13 protein-coding genes are annotated in these 15,429 nt (G+C 28.5%); 9 read left to right on the top strand and 4 right to left on the bottom strand.

Annotated elements, in window-relative coordinates; genetic code table 11:
* Positions 1-12: 12 nt before the first annotated feature.
* The 3 genes from RBH29_RS13525 (at position 13) to RBH29_RS13515 (ending at position 5,067) form a co-directional block, all read left to right on the top strand.
* A complete protein-coding gene (locus RBH29_RS13525; RefSeq protein WP_306697454.1) occupies positions 13-3,141 on the top strand; it encodes an N-acetylmuramoyl-L-alanine amidase in 3,129 nt (1,042 codons plus the stop codon).
* A gap of 36 nt (positions 3,142-3,177) precedes the next feature.
* A complete protein-coding gene (locus RBH29_RS13520) occupies positions 3,178-3,534 on the top strand; it encodes a hypothetical protein (protein ID WP_306697453.1) in 357 nt (118 codons plus the stop codon).
* Between the two features lie 711 nt (positions 3,535-4,245).
* On the top strand, positions 4,246-5,067 hold the full coding sequence (locus tag RBH29_RS13515; protein ID WP_306697452.1) for a hypothetical protein: 822 nt from the start codon (positions 4,246-4,248) through the stop codon (positions 5,065-5,067).
* Positions 5,068-5,245: 178 nt separating this feature from the next.
* Here the strand turns inward: RBH29_RS13515 and RBH29_RS13510 are convergent, their stop codons facing one another.
* The 4 genes from RBH29_RS13510 to RBH29_RS13495 form a co-directional block, all read right to left on the bottom strand.
* On the bottom strand, positions 5,246-5,461 hold the full coding sequence (locus RBH29_RS13510; RefSeq protein ID WP_306697451.1) for a hypothetical protein: 216 nt from the start codon (positions 5,459-5,461) through the stop codon (positions 5,246-5,248).
* 112 nt (positions 5,462-5,573) lie between these two features.
* Positions 5,574-6,857: a hypothetical protein gene (locus RBH29_RS13505; RefSeq protein ID WP_306697450.1), complete on the bottom strand. Its 1,284-nt coding sequence runs from the start codon at positions 6,855-6,857 to the stop codon at positions 5,574-5,576.
* 10 nt (positions 6,858-6,867) lie between these two features.
* On the bottom strand, positions 6,868-7,608 hold the full coding sequence (locus tag RBH29_RS13500) for a hypothetical protein (RefSeq protein WP_306697449.1): 741 nt from the start codon (positions 7,606-7,608) through the stop codon (positions 6,868-6,870).
* Positions 7,609-7,738: 130 nt separating this feature from the next.
* A complete protein-coding gene (locus RBH29_RS13495; protein ID WP_306697448.1) occupies positions 7,739-8,119 on the bottom strand; it encodes a GntR family transcriptional regulator in 381 nt (126 codons plus the stop codon).
* Positions 8,120-8,520: 401 nt separating this feature from the next.
* Here RBH29_RS13495 and RBH29_RS13490 point away from each other — a divergent pair, with 401 nt between their 5' ends.
* The 6 genes from RBH29_RS13490 to RBH29_RS13465 all read left to right on the top strand — a co-directional run.
* Positions 8,521-10,203 (top strand): AAA family ATPase, encoded by a 1,683-nt coding sequence (locus tag RBH29_RS13490; RefSeq protein ID WP_306697447.1) that lies wholly within the window; start codon positions 8,521-8,523, stop codon positions 10,201-10,203.
* 80 nt (positions 10,204-10,283) lie between these two features.
* Positions 10,284-11,966 carry an AAA family ATPase gene (locus tag RBH29_RS13485; protein WP_306697446.1) on the top strand — a complete coding sequence of 561 codons (1,683 nt, stop codon included), beginning with the start codon at positions 10,284-10,286 and terminating at the stop codon, positions 11,964-11,966.
* Between the two features lie 182 nt (positions 11,967-12,148).
* Positions 12,149-12,715, top strand: a complete 567-nt coding sequence (locus tag RBH29_RS13480) for a VanZ family protein (protein WP_306697445.1) — start codon at positions 12,149-12,151, stop codon at positions 12,713-12,715.
* Positions 12,716-12,927: 212 nt separating this feature from the next.
* A complete protein-coding gene (locus RBH29_RS13475) occupies positions 12,928-14,097 on the top strand; it encodes a phospholipase D family protein (RefSeq protein ID WP_306697444.1) in 1,170 nt (389 codons plus the stop codon).
* On the top strand, positions 14,088-15,065 hold the full coding sequence (locus RBH29_RS13470; protein ID WP_306697443.1) for a hypothetical protein: 978 nt from the start codon (positions 14,088-14,090) through the stop codon (positions 15,063-15,065). The genes RBH29_RS13475 and RBH29_RS13470 overlap by 10 nt, the downstream gene beginning before the upstream one ends.
* 60 nt (positions 15,066-15,125) lie before the next feature.
* Positions 15,126-15,429, top strand: a 304-nt coding sequence (locus RBH29_RS13465) for a hypothetical protein (protein ID WP_306697442.1), incomplete at its 3' end; no start/stop codon positions are given.

Below are 15,429 nucleotides of genomic sequence, written 5' to 3'. Positions count from 1 at the left end.
GGGGACTAAGCTATGTTTAAAAGTAGAATTAATAAGAAAAGAGTTCTATCGGTAATAATGCTGTTTGTAATAACTTTTGCAATTCTTTCTCAACAAGTTTTTGCAAGTAATAAGGTAGTACAGGACATTATTGATTCCAGGCAAAATGTGCAGCCATCAGAAATAAAGGCATCTACAGAGCTTGGAAATCTTTCTGTAGTTTTAAGTGAGTCTTTTAAAGATCTTAAAGAGGCTAGTGAACAGAAGGATTTACAACAACTTAGACAAAATGTAAAAGATATGTGCGCGGCTATGGATAATATTGATAATTCAATATTTGAAGAATTTGAACAGCATGAAGAGATACTTAAAAGCCTTGATAATAAAACGGCATTAGAAAGGAATAGACAATTTAAGTCTGAGCTTGAGGAAAATATTCTAACATTTGAAGAAATGCTTAATGAGTTAGATGGGATTTTAAATGATATTACTATATTAAGTGAAGAAGATATTCAAACTGTTAAGGAAAAGATTGAGGAAGCAGATAATTTATTGTTTCCAGGTCAATCAGTTAATCCCATTGGAAATGATATTGAGCAGAAAAAAGAACCTCGTGAAGCTGATGTTGTATATTTAGAAACTGATGATTCTGTGTCAACTATGAATGTATTAAATATTGAAGGAACAGAATCGCTTCCTAAGGAACAACAGCCTGAGGATTTAAAGGAAACAGCAGAGACAAAGTTGACTGATAAAATAAAAGGACTAGCGGATATTCTAGATAGTCCTTTAAATATTTACGAGTATGTAAGAAATTACATTGATTATGAGCCCTATTATGGATCAAGAAAAGGTGCAAAAGGAACACTTGCACATAGAGGTGGTAATGATTATGATCAGGCATCACTACTCATATCAATGTTAAGATACAAAGATATTCCAGCAAGATATGTCAGGGGAGAAATAGAAGTTGATGTTGAAAGGGCAATGAAATGGACAGCAACAGATAGTCCAGAAATGGCAGTAAAACTTTTAGCAGCTGCAGGAACTCCTGTAACGGCAATGATATTTAACGATGAAATTAATGCAGTAAGATTAGAACATGTGTGGGTTGAAGCATATGTGCCTTATGGTCAACATAGAGGTATTGGAACTATGAGGGATTTAAATGTTTGGGTTCCACTTGCCCCAACATTTAAATTGTATGATAAAATTGAAGGGTTTATTAATCTAGATGACTTTTTTGATATTGAGGATATTACTGAAAATTATTCTTATAACTATATTTTTGTTGATTTATTAGAAAAAATCATACAAAGTGCTGATGAAATTAGTTGCGAGAATTCAAATAAACTCAACCCCTTAGATAAAAAAATCATAGAAAATGAAGAACTTGGATTATTACCTCTATCTTTACCATTTAAAGTTATTGGAAACACAATTAAATTCAATGAGGTAAGAGAAGATTATTCAGACATGGTTATGTTTGCAGTAGATGGAGATTTTAATGTGGAGTACAGGTCAGCTGAATTATTTAATAAAAGAATAATTCTTTCTTATGAGCCAGCTACAAATGAAGATGTCAATATAATTAATGAATATGGTGGAATATTTGATGTACCTCCACATCTTGTAAAAATGGTGCCAGTTTTAAAAATAGATGGTGAGAGTGTAGCAAAAGGAAATGAAATAGGTTTAGGTTATCAACAAAACTTTATAATGACAATAAAATCAACAGGTTGGCCAATAGAGTATATATATAATCCAGTAGTTTCAGGATCTTATTATAATGTTGGATTTAATTATCAAATAATTTCTGAACATGAATTATCGTCTACATTACTAAATTTTATGTATTCACAATATAAAGATAAAAGTTTATATTCAGATGAAAAACTTAAAGAATTCTTAAGCTTTGTAGCTAAATCATACTTTTTAGAAGTTGATTTTATTAGTACACTTCTTGCAGAGCAGATGAATATATTTTCAATTAGGCATTTAAGCGAATGTATAACAGGCTATCAAGCAAATGTAAAATATATGTTTTTAAGTCCTGTAGAAGTGTCTGGAGGTCAATTATACATCGATGTAGACAGGAATTTGCATACAGTTATGAGCTACTCTGAAGATAAGAATATGGAAAAACAATATATGTTAGCTTCTGGTATAATTTCATCTGCATTAGAGCATCTGATATGGGAAAAAGAAATAGGAATTGAATCTGTATCAACAATAAAGATATTTGAAATTGCAAAAGAGCAGGAAGTTCCTATTTATAAATTGTCAAGTCAGAATTATGAAGAGTATAAAGACAAGTTAAATTTAAGCAACAGAGATAAAGGTGAAATAGACAACGAAATAAGAAGAGGCAATACTGTTATTGTTGCAACAGAAGAAATTCAATTAAATGATTGGCATGGAACTGGTTACATAACAAAAGATTCTGATACTGGTGTTGGAGCTTATATAATAAGTGGAGGTCTTAGTGGTGGAGCAGTATCAGAAGAACTTTCACAGGAAGAATTACTTAAATTAATAGAAGAATTACTTAAATTAAAAAAAGATATATTAGGATTACAAGATGGCGATACTGTAAGCTTTGATGAACTAAATTATAAAACTAGAGAGCAATGGGGTGCTAGAGATGTGATTGAGGCAATAGATGTAGTAAAAATTGAAGGTGACTTAAGCGATTATTACTTTGCAATTGCAATTCATCATACACTTAGATCTCAAAATCAAAATATTAAAGACTTACAAAGTATGCATCAGGATGATAATGAATGGGGAGATATTGGATACCATTTTGTTATTGCTGGTGATGGTACAATCTATGAAGGGAGGTCTATAGATTTTGTAGGTACACATATAAGAGAAAACAATACGGGTAAAATAGGTATTTCCCTAATGGGAAATTTTCATGAGGAAAACTGGTACAGGGATTTGTATAGAAGAGTTTTCCAAAGCGCACCTCCATCACAACCTACGCCTGAGCAAATTAATAGTTTAAGACAGTTAATCTCAGTTTTAGACCATGAATATGATATTAATAGCATAGGAGCTCATAGAGATTTTGCCCTTCCAGAACATTATACAGTATGTCCGGGTGATATTTTGTATGAAAGATTAATAGAAGAGGGCATTATTAATAGAGAACAATAGTATAATGCTAAAAGGGAAAGGTGGTTAGTGAATACAATGAACTCAAAAAAAATATGGCTAACTATAATTATACTTAGTATTTATATATTGCTTACATTTATAAAATTATTTGTTGGAATAGTACGTCCTATGGGTGGCACAACAGACTACTTAGTTATAAAAAGATATCCTACAATAAAAAATGAGTGGACATTAGGTGAAGACACTCAAGCTAATAGAGAAAAACATATGGGGAGATGGTATTATGAGGGGAAATATACTATAATTGCTCAAGGAGAACTTAGTGTAATAGGAGATAGGGCTGTTCCATTTTTAGCAAAAATATGGTGGATAACAACATTTAGTTTTGTGCTTGTTATATTATTTAGTGTATTTATGTTTAGTAAAAAATAATACAATTATTATATATTTGCTTAAAAACAATTCTAAGGAGAGACTATAGAGATTAATTGAAAGCAGATATATTTTGATTACTGTTTTTATGCATTCTTTTCTATAATTAAGTACAAAATAACAAAAAATCCTTTGAAGCATTTTAAATAAGTGCATTTGAAGGATTTTGGTTTTTCCTGTCTTTTTTATCTTGTATAACTAATGAAAATTTTAAAACAAATTTTTCCTGTTTTTTGTTTGTAATAAGTAGCCCCTTAGAAAAATCATTTGGACTGTTATAATAAAAGATAATTGAGAGAACAAAAAAAGTAGCTTTAAAATGAGATTAATTTAGAGAAAAATATTTACAGGGAAACTCTTTAATGATAGGATTAATACATTATATTACAAAAAATAGAGGAGTAAAAATGGAAGAAATTTTTGCATCTTAGTTTAGCAGATGCTTTGTGGAAAATATTCATCAAAATATTGGATGAGTATATCCATTTTTACTACCACAATATTCATGCATGTGAAAACTATAATTTTAATGTAAAGCAGGCGGAAATGTTACAGAATATGTGTCGGATATAATTTATGAACTCAACATGTACCTTGCAGTTAATTAATAACATATGATATCATAAAATAGAAAAGGGAGTTAGTGTGAGTGTTCTTGCTCTAAGGCAACAATCATTTGTGCCGTTGCGAAGCAGTGGAATGGAGGTTAGTATGAAAAAATTAGTAATATTAATTATGGGGATTTTAGGGTGCTTTTTTTTGGGTGCCTGCAACACTAATGTATCAAACATTGGAGTAAACGACTTGACATTTGTTCAGCATAATTCTTATCACGGATATTCTGTTGAGGAAGAGCCTACTATTAGTCTCAGGTTTTTTGATACTATTGAAGAAAACAGAGACTTTTCAAAGGTAGTACTATTTTCAAACAATCATGAATTTGAAGCTAAAAATCTAAAAGTATCAACAGAAAAAAATTACCAAAACACCGACTTGTGCAAATTGAATTTAACATTACCTTCTTTAGAGCCAGGTAAATATACAATTGATAAAATTAGAATCTACAGCAAAGATTCATCTAGAGATTTTAATATTGGTACGTGGATATTGGACATTAAAAATATACCAAAATATGAAGATATTGAACTGAAGAAATACACAATACTTACTGGATATTTTTATTTTTATAAGTTGGAATTAGAAAATATAACAGATAAAAATCTACGTGTAAAAGAATTAGTTTTTATGTTGCCCGAACTTGATGTTGATTATGAAATATATTCATCTCATGATTTTTCTAATATTTCTGAAATATATGAAAATACTTTTTTAACAAGTAATTCTACCCAAGCGTTTAGTTTTAATTTCGAGTGCCATAACAATAAATATTTAGAATCATTTATTTCTTTTAAACCTTTTTTGAAATATACAGTAAATGAAGAAATAAGGCTTATGACTCTTCCTACTGCCTTTTACTCTCCTTTACTTTCATATCGCGAAGAACAAATGCTAGAAAAATACACAAGTAATTAAATTTAACTTAAATTACAAAACTATAAATCAAATATGAATATTTATGATGAGAAACTCAAACAGGAAGCAAGCAATCGGTACATGGAAAGAATGTTGAAATTAATTTAGGCTGGTTTTAGTATGGAATAGTAAATTTGTACTAAATGTGATTTTATGTATTCTCAAAAAAGCATCAGCTCTAAATTATTTCATCAACTCTGTTTTCATTGTAATTGTGTACTTCTTTCATAAGCTGATAGAGAGTTTTCCCATCTTTTTCGAGCTCTTCTGTTGATACATCAACTGCCATTCTGCCTTTTTTTAAAATAATAGCTCGACTTAATACATTTTGTATTTCATCAATTAAGTGTGTTGCAACAATTATACTTTCATCTTCTTTAAAGTTTGCAATCATAAGCTTTAAAAAGTCTTTTCTTGTACAGTCACCAATAGAATATTTATCTTATTCTGAGACTCCACCTGAAGCCTCAATGTTTAGCTTTAGCTAAACAAGTTCACTTACAATTTTAACTCTTAGCCTCACCTTCACTTGGTTGAGCATGAATATTTATATATTCTCTGTATGGAACTACAACTCCTGATTCTTTTATAATCCTCTCATTTAACTGTTCTAATCTTATAACGTCATCAATTATGTCACTTTCAATCTGTCCATAATAAAGCTTATTTCCAAAACAATCAAATACCAATAACCTAAGCATTTTTTTTCTAAGTCTTCTATCATGTACTTGGTACTCAAAGGTTCTAAACCCTTCTTCATTTTCAATATAAACCCCAGTATGCTTATGATGCTCCATTAAAATATAAAATTTATCATTTATAAACCTAATATTTGATTTACCACCTGAAAAATAATTGTCTATTTTGTCAATTTCGTACTCTGCATATCCTAAGTGTTCAATTTCGTCATTAATTCTAAAAGCATCTACTCTACCAACATAGTCAGCGTTACCAATAATAATAATATCATCTTCAATATAGACATACCTACATACTCCAGATTTTGCTATATATTTATCTGTACATTTCATAGTTTCCAAATCATAATTTTTAAGAATTAAATTTTCTCCACTTGTCAGAACTACACATAGTCTCCCATTTACTGAATGTATTCCTTCCAAATTATATTCTGTATCTAAATTAATCTTTATTTTTTCTTCATAAGTATTAGTATTGAAATCTAGAACTTCACAAATAGTATGTTTAACTGTTTCTTTCTCTTTTGCAGGTATAACGACAAACAAACGTCCATTAACTTCTGCAATATAATTTGTATTTTGATAACTCATATAAATATCTTCTGTTGTAACATCATCTATAGGAATATTAATACTGTTAACATATGTATATTTATTATATCCATTATGTTTTTTGATTTTAATACGTTTGGAAATAGAGGCACTTCCCCAATAAAAAGGATCACCTCCTGATTTATTATATAATAAACGATAATAATACTTTCCATTTTCACAATGATATAAACTTCTAAGTCTATAATGATAAGTTGTATATCTGTTTATATCGTTAAAACTATCAAAACTTATATAATTTTCAAAATACTCGAAGCTACTTTTAGTTTTATCTTTTGTCATACTAAAATCAACTATTAAATTCTCATCAATCATTCCACCGCTTATTGTTATACCTTCTAAAACCGATTCATCTCCATAAAGTGTTTTGAATTCAAAATTCCAATCATTCTTCGTAGAATTAAGCTTTATAAATCCTGTTAAAAAAACAATAATTATAGCAATTATAGACACAAAGGTTGTATTAAACTTTATCATCATTTCCATCCCCCTAACCTAATTTTTGAGTTTTCAAAAGTTTAATTCCACATTTTACAAGAATAACATCTAATAAAATTATAAATAAAAAGATAAATACAATACTATGACGGTAATAATATAGTGGAAATACACTAAATATAAACATAGCAAGTAACCAAGGAAGAGGTATAAATACACATTTATATTTTTTGCTTCTTTCAGATATTGCAATAAGCACAGCATAAACAGCAAGAGTTAGTAAAATAAGTGCTGTAACTATAAAATGTGCTGCATCAAGTGGAAAGAAAAATCGTAAAAAATCAGATCTTGCAAAGGCTAAAAGTAACGCATTATGTAGTCTTGGCACACCATATGTAGAGGCATTATATAATCCATAACAAATATAAACGCTGGCAAATTGTGCAGCCCAAAGCATAAACACGTTAATTACAGTAGCTACAGCTTTAGAATAAAATATATAGTCTTTTTTCCCAGGAAGAGTAAGCAATGTATATATGCTCTTTCCACCAACAAAATCCCTATAAAAACGAAATGCACCCAAAACAAGAATGGCTCCAAGTGCTATAAAAAATATAATTGCAACACCAGACATACTCAATAGTTCTTCAAAACGAAGATGAGAGTTCTTCTCAACAGACGAAACAGATATTATGGCTATGCTCTGAACTAAAAGCATAACCGCTATAATTATAAGAGTCTTTTTAATCTGCATCCTCATTTCAAAATTAATTAAATAATGTAGCTTTTTCAAATTACCCACCTCACAATTAATATTTGACTTAATAATCATTGAATGACGGCTTATCTATGTATCACTCTTTTGATACACTTCATTATGTAATATAGTCTTTCGCACTTGCTATAAGAGTTCCATCATTTTTTTACACATCATCCCAGAAGTCACTTATGGTGTCAACAACCTCTTTAAATGAAAGTTTCATTTCTTTTAGTGACAAAATCATATCCTTTATTTCGCTTTTAATTAAACTTTTCTTCATTTTTTCTAGTGTTTTTTCATCTAAGGAGATTTTACTGTTGGCGTTGTTTGGGGTACTAATAATCTCCTCTTCTTCAAGCTGTTTATAGGTTTTTTGTATTGTATTGGGATTTACGTTTAAAATAGATGCTAGTTTGCGTCTTGATGGAAGTTCCTCTCCATCATGCAAAAAGCCAGACAATATCTGTAGTTTAATGTATTTTACCACTTGCAAATATACAGGTGATTTGTTGTCAATTTTAAATCTTTCAAAGGATATTCCCATATTCCCCTCCAATTTGACCTCTAACTGTATTATATACATGATACAGTTAGAGGTCAAGTAAAATTACTAAACTTTTTGTTATTATTGAGGGTACGGTTTTGTTTTTGGACACAGTCACATGCCTTTTATTGAAAAAATAGATGGTGCTGGCTCTCCGACAGATAAAAGAATGCAGGAGAAATATTCATATGGAATTTTAAAATATAAAAAAGTATATCAATGCATTATAAAATAGTAGCTGATTTTTTAGGATTTAAGACTGTCAAAGTACATGCTGGCAGCCTTTTTCATTATAAATTGCAAATTATACTAGTATAAGGTTATAATAAGGGTAATAAAAGAATGTTTCTTATAAAAGTATAATATATTATCGTTTTGCTGTTAAGGAGGAGGAAAATTTCATGAGAAAAATACCTATAGGCATAAGTGATTTTAAAGAATTAATAGATGAAGATTATTACTATATAGATAAAACAGGTTTAATAAAAGAACTTTTTGATTCAGGTAGTAAAATAATATTATTGCCGCGCCCAAGAAGGTTTGGTAAAACTCTTAATATGAGTATGTTAAGATACTTTTTTGAAAAAAGTGAAGAAGATACAAGCTATTTATTTGATGGTTTATATATATATAATTGTGGGGAAAAATATAAGGAAGAGCAGGGAAAATATCCTGTAATATACTTTACTTTTAAAGATATAAAAGAACTTGACTGGGAAAGTACATATATAAAGCTAAAAAGCATAATCGCAGATGAATACAAGAGGCTAAAATATTTAAAAGAAATCTTAGAAGAAAGTGAAAAGAAATATTTTGATTCTATAATAAATGAAACCGCCTCACAGCCCCAATATGAAAACAGTGTAAAGAAGCTTAGCAGTTATCTTGAATTATATCATAAACAAAAAGCAGTAGTTATAGTTGATGAATATGACACTCCTATGAATGCAGGGCATATAAATGGATACACAAGGGAAATGACAAACTTCACAAGGGGTTTTTTTGGTGCAGGTTTTAAAGATAATGTAAACCTTTATAAAGGAATAATAACAGGGATACTTAGAATATCTAAAGAAAGTATATTTAGCGATATGAACAATTTAGATGTTTGTACCGTATTAGACGAAAGGTACAGTGACAAATTTGGATTTACAGAAGATGAAGTAGAGAGATTATTAAAAGATTATAGTTTAGAAGGCAAGTCAAAAGAAATGAAACATTGGTATAATGGTTACCAATTTGGAAAAACAGTAATCTATAACCCATGGAGCATAATATATTTTATTGAGAATTCGGGAAGCCTAGAGCCTTATTGGGTAAATACAAGTAGTAATGAAATAATTAGAACTCTTTTAAAAAATGCAACAAATGAAGTGAAGAGTGAATTAGAGTTATTAATTAAAGGGGATTTTATAAAAAAAGAAATAACACCTAATATAACGTATGAATTAATTGAAAAGTCAGAACAAAGCCTGTGGACATTTTTAGTGTTTTCAGGATATTTAAAACAGCAAAATGAAGAGAAAACAGAGGATGGTAGATTCTTTGAATTAAAAATACCCAATAGAGAAGTTTTATATGTATTTAAAAGCTCAATAATTAAATGGTTTGAGGAAAATGCAAGCAATCGGGATATGGAAAGAATGTTAAAACTACTTTTAAAGGGCGATGTAGAAACTTTTACATATATGTTTAAGGATTTGATAGAAAAGACATTGAGTTATTTTGATCCAACAGGAAAAGAGCCTGAAATGTTTTATCATGCCTTTGTGTTGGGGATGCTTGTACATTTAAACAATAAGTATGAGATATGTTCAAATAGGGAAAGTGGTTATGGAAGATATGATGTAATGGTATTTCCACTTGATAAGTTGAATGAATCAAAATCACTTATAATTGAATTTAAAAAAGTAAACAAAATGGCAAAAGAAAATATGGAAATTGCTACAAAAAAAGCTCTTAGTCAAATAGAGGAAAAGAAATATGAAACAGAGCTTATAAAAAAGGGAATAAAAAAAGAAAATATAATAAAACTTGCTATAGTGTTTGACGGAAAAGAAGTCGAAATAGAGTCAGCTTCTTGAGGAATAGAAGTTTATAATCAAAGATAAAAGAATGTTTCTTATTTAGAGGCATCTAACAGGTTAACGAGGAGGAAAATTTCATGAGAAAAATACCTATAGGTGTAAGTGATTTTAAAGAATTAATAGATGAAGATTATTACTATGTAGATAAAACAGGTTTAATAAGAGAACTTTTGGATTCAGGCAGTAAAATAACATTATTGCCTCGCCCAAGGAGGTTTGGAAAAACCCTTAATATGAGTATGTTAAAATACTTTTTAGAAAAAAGTGAAGAGGATACTAGCTATTTATTTGAGGATCTCTATATATATAATTGTGGAGAAAAATATAAGGAGGAGCAGGGGAAGTATCCTGTAATATATTTTACTTTTAAAGATATAAAAGAACTTGACTGGGAAAGTACATATGGTAAATTACAAAGTATAATTATTAAAGAATTTGAAAGAGTAGAATATGTAAAGCAGGTACTAACCCAATCTGAGCTAGATTACTATTATAGAATAATACAAAAGAAGGCCAAGCAATATGAGTATGAAAATAGCATATTTGAATTGAGTAATTTTCTTTCAAAATATCATAAACAAAAAGCAATAGTGATAGTTGACGAATATGACACTCCTATGAATGCAGGGCATATAAATGGTTACACAAGGGAAATGACAAACTTTACAAGGGGTTTTTTTGGTGCAGGATTTAAAGATAATGTAAATCTTTATAAAGGAATAATAACTGGAATACTTAGGATATCTAAAGAAAGCATATTCAGCGATATGAACAATTTAGATGTTTGTACAATATTAGACGAGAGGTACGGTGACAAATTTGGATTTACAGAAAAGGAAGTAGAGAGATTATTAAAAGATTATAGTTTAGAAGACAAGTCAAAAGAAATGAAACATTGGTATAATGGTTACCAGTTTGGGAAAACAGTCATCTATAATCCATGGAGCATAATATATTTTATTGAGAATTCGGGAAGTCTAGAGCCTTATTGGGTAAATACAAGTAGTAATGAAATAATTAGAACTCTTTTAAAAAATGCACCAAATGAAGTAAAAAGTGAAATAGAGTTATTGATTAAAGGGGATTTTATAAAAAAAGAAATAACACCTAATATAACTTATGAATTGATTGAAAAGTCAGAACAAAGCCTGTGGACATTTTTAGTGTTTTCAGGATATTTAAAACAGCAAAATGAAGAGCAAACGGAGGATGGCAGGTTTTTTGAATTAAAAATACCCAATAAAGAGGTCTTGTATGTATTTAAAAGTTCAATAATTAAATGGTTTGAGGAAAATGCAAGTAATCGGGACATGGAAAGAATGTTAAAACTACTTTTAAAGGGCGATGTAGAAACTTTTACATATATGTTTAAGGATTTGATAGAAAAGACATTGAGTTATTTTGATCCAACGGGAAAAGAGCCTGAAATGTTTTATCATGCTTTTGTGTTGGGGATGCTTGTACATTTAAACAATAAGTATGAGATATGTTCAAATAGGGAAAGTGGTTATGGAAGATATGATGTAATGGTATTTCCACTTGATAAGTCGAATGAATCAAAATCACTTATAATTGAATTTAAAAAAGTAAACAAAATGGCAAAAGAAAACATGGAAATTGCTACAAAAAAAGCTCTTAGTCAAATAGAGGAGAAGAAATATGAAACAGAGCTTATAAAAAAGGGAATAAAAAAAGAAAATATAATAAAACTTGCTATAGTGTTTGACGGAAAAGAAGTTGAACTAGAGTCAGTTTCTTAAAAGAACTTTACAGCATATTAACACGATAGTAAAATAATGCTAATATAAGTTTAATAAAGGGGCGTTTGCAATGAAAAATATAATGAGAGCTGTTGTGCTTATATTAATCAGAAGATGCTAGATATATTAATGAAACAACAGTTGATATAATATTGTTTTGCAATTTGAGAGAGGGGATAAAAATGAGAATTAATATAGTTCCTATTGGCTGTCTGCTATTAATTATATATATAGTTATTGATATATTCAGAAAAAAGAATAGTAATATTTTAAAAAGGATTATTTTTTACAGCTTTATATTTTACCTAATAAATGTATTTTATTTTACAACTGGAGGAATCAATATTCCACCATTAAGAGAAGAATTTCGAGGCGTTTCATTTCAGCTTCTGCCATTTAGATTTTTAGTCGATTGGATAGAAATTTATAATTGGATAGGTTTTGGTTGGTTTTTTAGAAATTCAGTTAAACTGACTTCTTTAAATTTTATTATGTTATTGCCTTTAGGGATTTATTTTCCTGTGTTATTTAATATAAAGAGTGTGAAAAAAGTGGCTTTATATACTTTTTTATGTTCACTTATAATTGAAAGTTATCAAGTTGTTTTTTCATTTTTTGGTTTTGTGTATAATCGTACATTTAATGTAGATGACCTTTTGCTTAATACTTTAGGCGGAATTGCAGGGTATGCTTTTTATAAGTTGTACAAGCAAATAATGGTAAAAAAGAATGAAATAGATTTAGTATAATTGTACAAGTTGTAAAAATGGAAGACTATCTTTAAAGTAAGTACTGTTTTTCTTTTCTGCAATTTTTTATCCTTAACATATCTAAGATAAATGCGTACTTATGAAGAAACTAGAGTGGTATAGGATTGAAAATCATGTTAAAACATAAAGATATATATCTAAACTCTACAAAAAATCTTAAAATCATGTAAAAAGTCCTTTTATATTTTTATATGTTACCTTATAATACAATTATAAGACAAAATTTCATAGGTGATAACTTGAAATTTATAACTGATTTTAAAACAGAATTAAGCCACAATCTTATAGAGGCAAATAAAAAAGTCATAATAATTACTGGGTATGTTACAGTAGAAGCTTTTGACTTTGTAGAGAAACTTTTAGAAGGTAAGTCTATTGAGAAAATAATAGTCTTTAAAGTTGATTTGATGGATTTTCACAATGGTGCTAGTAGCTTTGATTTTAAAAAAGCTGTAGATAATGGTTGGAAAGTTTACATCAATAAATCTATTCATGCGAAAAATTATATTTTTGATGATAAAAAAGTAATTATGGGAAGTTCAAATTTAACGTCAAATGGATTAGGTCTTAATCATGATAGAATAGATGATAATAATACTTTGAGGGATTATACTTCTGATATTAAAAATTGGGTTGAAGATAAAATAAATTCATCTAAACTAATTACCATTAATGAAGCAGTGAGAATGGATGAATATATTCAAGAAGCTATAAATGAAACAGACGAAGGAGAAATAAAGAAAAATCAAAGAAAGATAAATAAAAGAATGGTGCAAATATGTGAGGTCATTAATCCTTCAAAAGATGTAGATAGTCGAGATGTTTTAATGATAGAAAAAATAATAGAGGCATTTATTGAGTCTTTCAAAAAAGAACCTGAAAAATATACCTATATATTAAAAGAAACAGAACTTGAGGAGATTTATAAAGTTAGTAAGAATATGGACTGGTATAATACTTATGTAATTGATATAAATCAAACAATAACTCACAAATCCTTTAATTACAATAACATACTATACAAATACACTCCTAAAATATATAAGATGAATAATACTCTCTATTTGGAGAAAATATATGGTGAACCTGTGAATTTTGAGGATGAAGAAAGTGTAATAATGTTTCTAAATGCCCTAAAGGATATGTTGGAGATAGGAATTGCAGTAGATAACAATTTTACAGGTATTTATCAGTATAAAGAAAAGATTAAATTTTCTATGTTTTATCCTATTAGTGACTTAGATAATATAGATGAAATAGAATCTGAATACAAAAAATCTTTACTTATTAAGTGCGAGAATTATAGAACAAAGTCGCTTGTTGAGGACTTTGTCTTAGTGGGAGGTATAAAATGGGGCTGATAAATTTAATATCCGGCAGTGACATTGAAAGTTCAAAAGTTCTAGATAATATTCAAAAAGAATTAAGAAGGCATAAGGAGTTTATTTACATTACAGCTACTGCAAACATTAAGGACATCCGTCAAAATCAATTTAAAGAATTAAATGAAAGTAATATTTATACTTTTATGGATTTCCAAAAATATATTTCACGTAAGGTGTTAGAAGAAGAAGCCTTTATTACAACATCTGACCAAAGATATATCCTTTCTCGTATAATTGAAATTGATAAAAAGCTTGACAGTAAAACTAAAAAAGCTCTATTGAACATGAGATATGATTTATATGAGCTGTATAAGTTTTTAATGTTTTATAACAAAAATTCTATTTCAGAAGAAATATTAGATTTAATTGAAGGTGATTTTTCTATAACTGAAAAACAGCTTTTTTATTTATATAATGAATTCAGTTTAACTTTAGAAAAGATTATAAAAGGAATAAGACAAGGGAATCTTAATGAACAAAAAATTGATAAATCAATTTTAAATCTGTTTAAAGAAACTGAGAAAAAAGATAAAATAGATTTATATCTAAATAGTGTAAAATCAAAAATTGATAGTACCATCAATGAAAAAGAAACAGTTTTTATGGACGGATTTTTATTTTTTGATGATATACAAAAGTATGTTATTGCTTCGGCAGTTAAACATGGAAAGAAAACTAATTTAGTTGCAAAATACAGTACTTCAGATCAGACCAATAGTTTTCTTTTTGAAGACAATTATCTAAAGTTATCTAAAGAGCTTGGACATGAAATAAACTATCCTGATATTGATGAAGAATATTATGAAGATGATACCGCATTAAACTACATAAAAATGAAATATCCTGACATTGATATGAGAGTAAGTCCAGATTTGAAATCAAAGCTAAAAGATGGATCTATTGTCATTTTAAAACCTTTTGCTAATAGAGACAAAGAACTTTAGTACATTGTTAATAAGATTAGTGAATTGATAAAAGAAGAGTGTCAACATGATAAGAGTAAAGTGAAAACCTTTATTAATAATGATGTTGCAATAGTACTTGCAGTTGAGAAAGAAAAATATGAAGACCGCCTAAGTGGATTATTTAAAGATGTAGGAGTTTTTATATACAAAGATAATGAACCTTTAGAAAATACAAACTTTACAGAAGTTAATGTAAATACTTTTGATAAAATATATTATAGTAAGAGGGAGTTTTTAAATACATCTGTAAAATATAAAAATGGAGATGAACTTTCTTTTGAAGATAAATATGAATTTTTCAAAAAAATGTACAAAGGAATTGTTATAAATAAAGAGCCGCGTC

This window comes from Herbivorax alkaliphila, assembly GCF_030848475.1.
Lineage (GTDB): Bacteria > Bacillota > Clostridia > Acetivibrionales > Acetivibrionaceae > Herbivorax.
This window is presented reverse-complemented; position numbering and strand designations above follow the sequence as displayed.

Bases quoted from the DNA above. Each gene is read 5' to 3' on its own strand.
- RBH29_RS13495 (WP_306697448.1), bottom strand. From the start codon at position 8,119: ATGGGAATATCCTTTGAAAGATTTAAAATTGACAACAAATCACCTGTA.
- RBH29_RS13520 (WP_306697453.1), top strand. From the start codon at position 3,178: ATGAACTCAAAAAAAATATGGCTAACTATAATTATACTTAGTATTTAT.
- RBH29_RS13480 (WP_306697445.1), top strand. From the start codon at position 12,149: ATGAGAATTAATATAGTTCCTATTGGCTGTCTGCTATTAATTATATAT.
- RBH29_RS13525 (WP_306697454.1), top strand. From the start codon at position 13: ATGTTTAAAAGTAGAATTAATAAGAAAAGAGTTCTATCGGTAATAATG.
- RBH29_RS13470 (WP_306697443.1), top strand. From the start codon at position 14,088: ATGGGGCTGATAAATTTAATATCCGGCAGTGACATTGAAAGTTCAAAA.
- RBH29_RS13475 (WP_306697444.1), top strand. From the start codon at position 12,928: ATGTTACCTTATAATACAATTATAAGACAAAATTTCATAGGTGATAAC.
- RBH29_RS13510 (WP_306697451.1), bottom strand. From the start codon at position 5,461: ATGATTGCAAACTTTAAAGAAGATGAAAGTATAATTGTTGCAACACAC.
- RBH29_RS13515 (WP_306697452.1), top strand. From the start codon at position 4,246: ATGAAAAAATTAGTAATATTAATTATGGGGATTTTAGGGTGCTTTTTT.
- RBH29_RS13485 (WP_306697446.1), top strand. From the start codon at position 10,284: ATGAGAAAAATACCTATAGGTGTAAGTGATTTTAAAGAATTAATAGAT.
- RBH29_RS13505 (WP_306697450.1), bottom strand. From the start codon at position 6,857: ATGATGATAAAGTTTAATACAACCTTTGTGTCTATAATTGCTATAATT.
- RBH29_RS13490 (WP_306697447.1), top strand. From the start codon at position 8,521: ATGAGAAAAATACCTATAGGCATAAGTGATTTTAAAGAATTAATAGAT.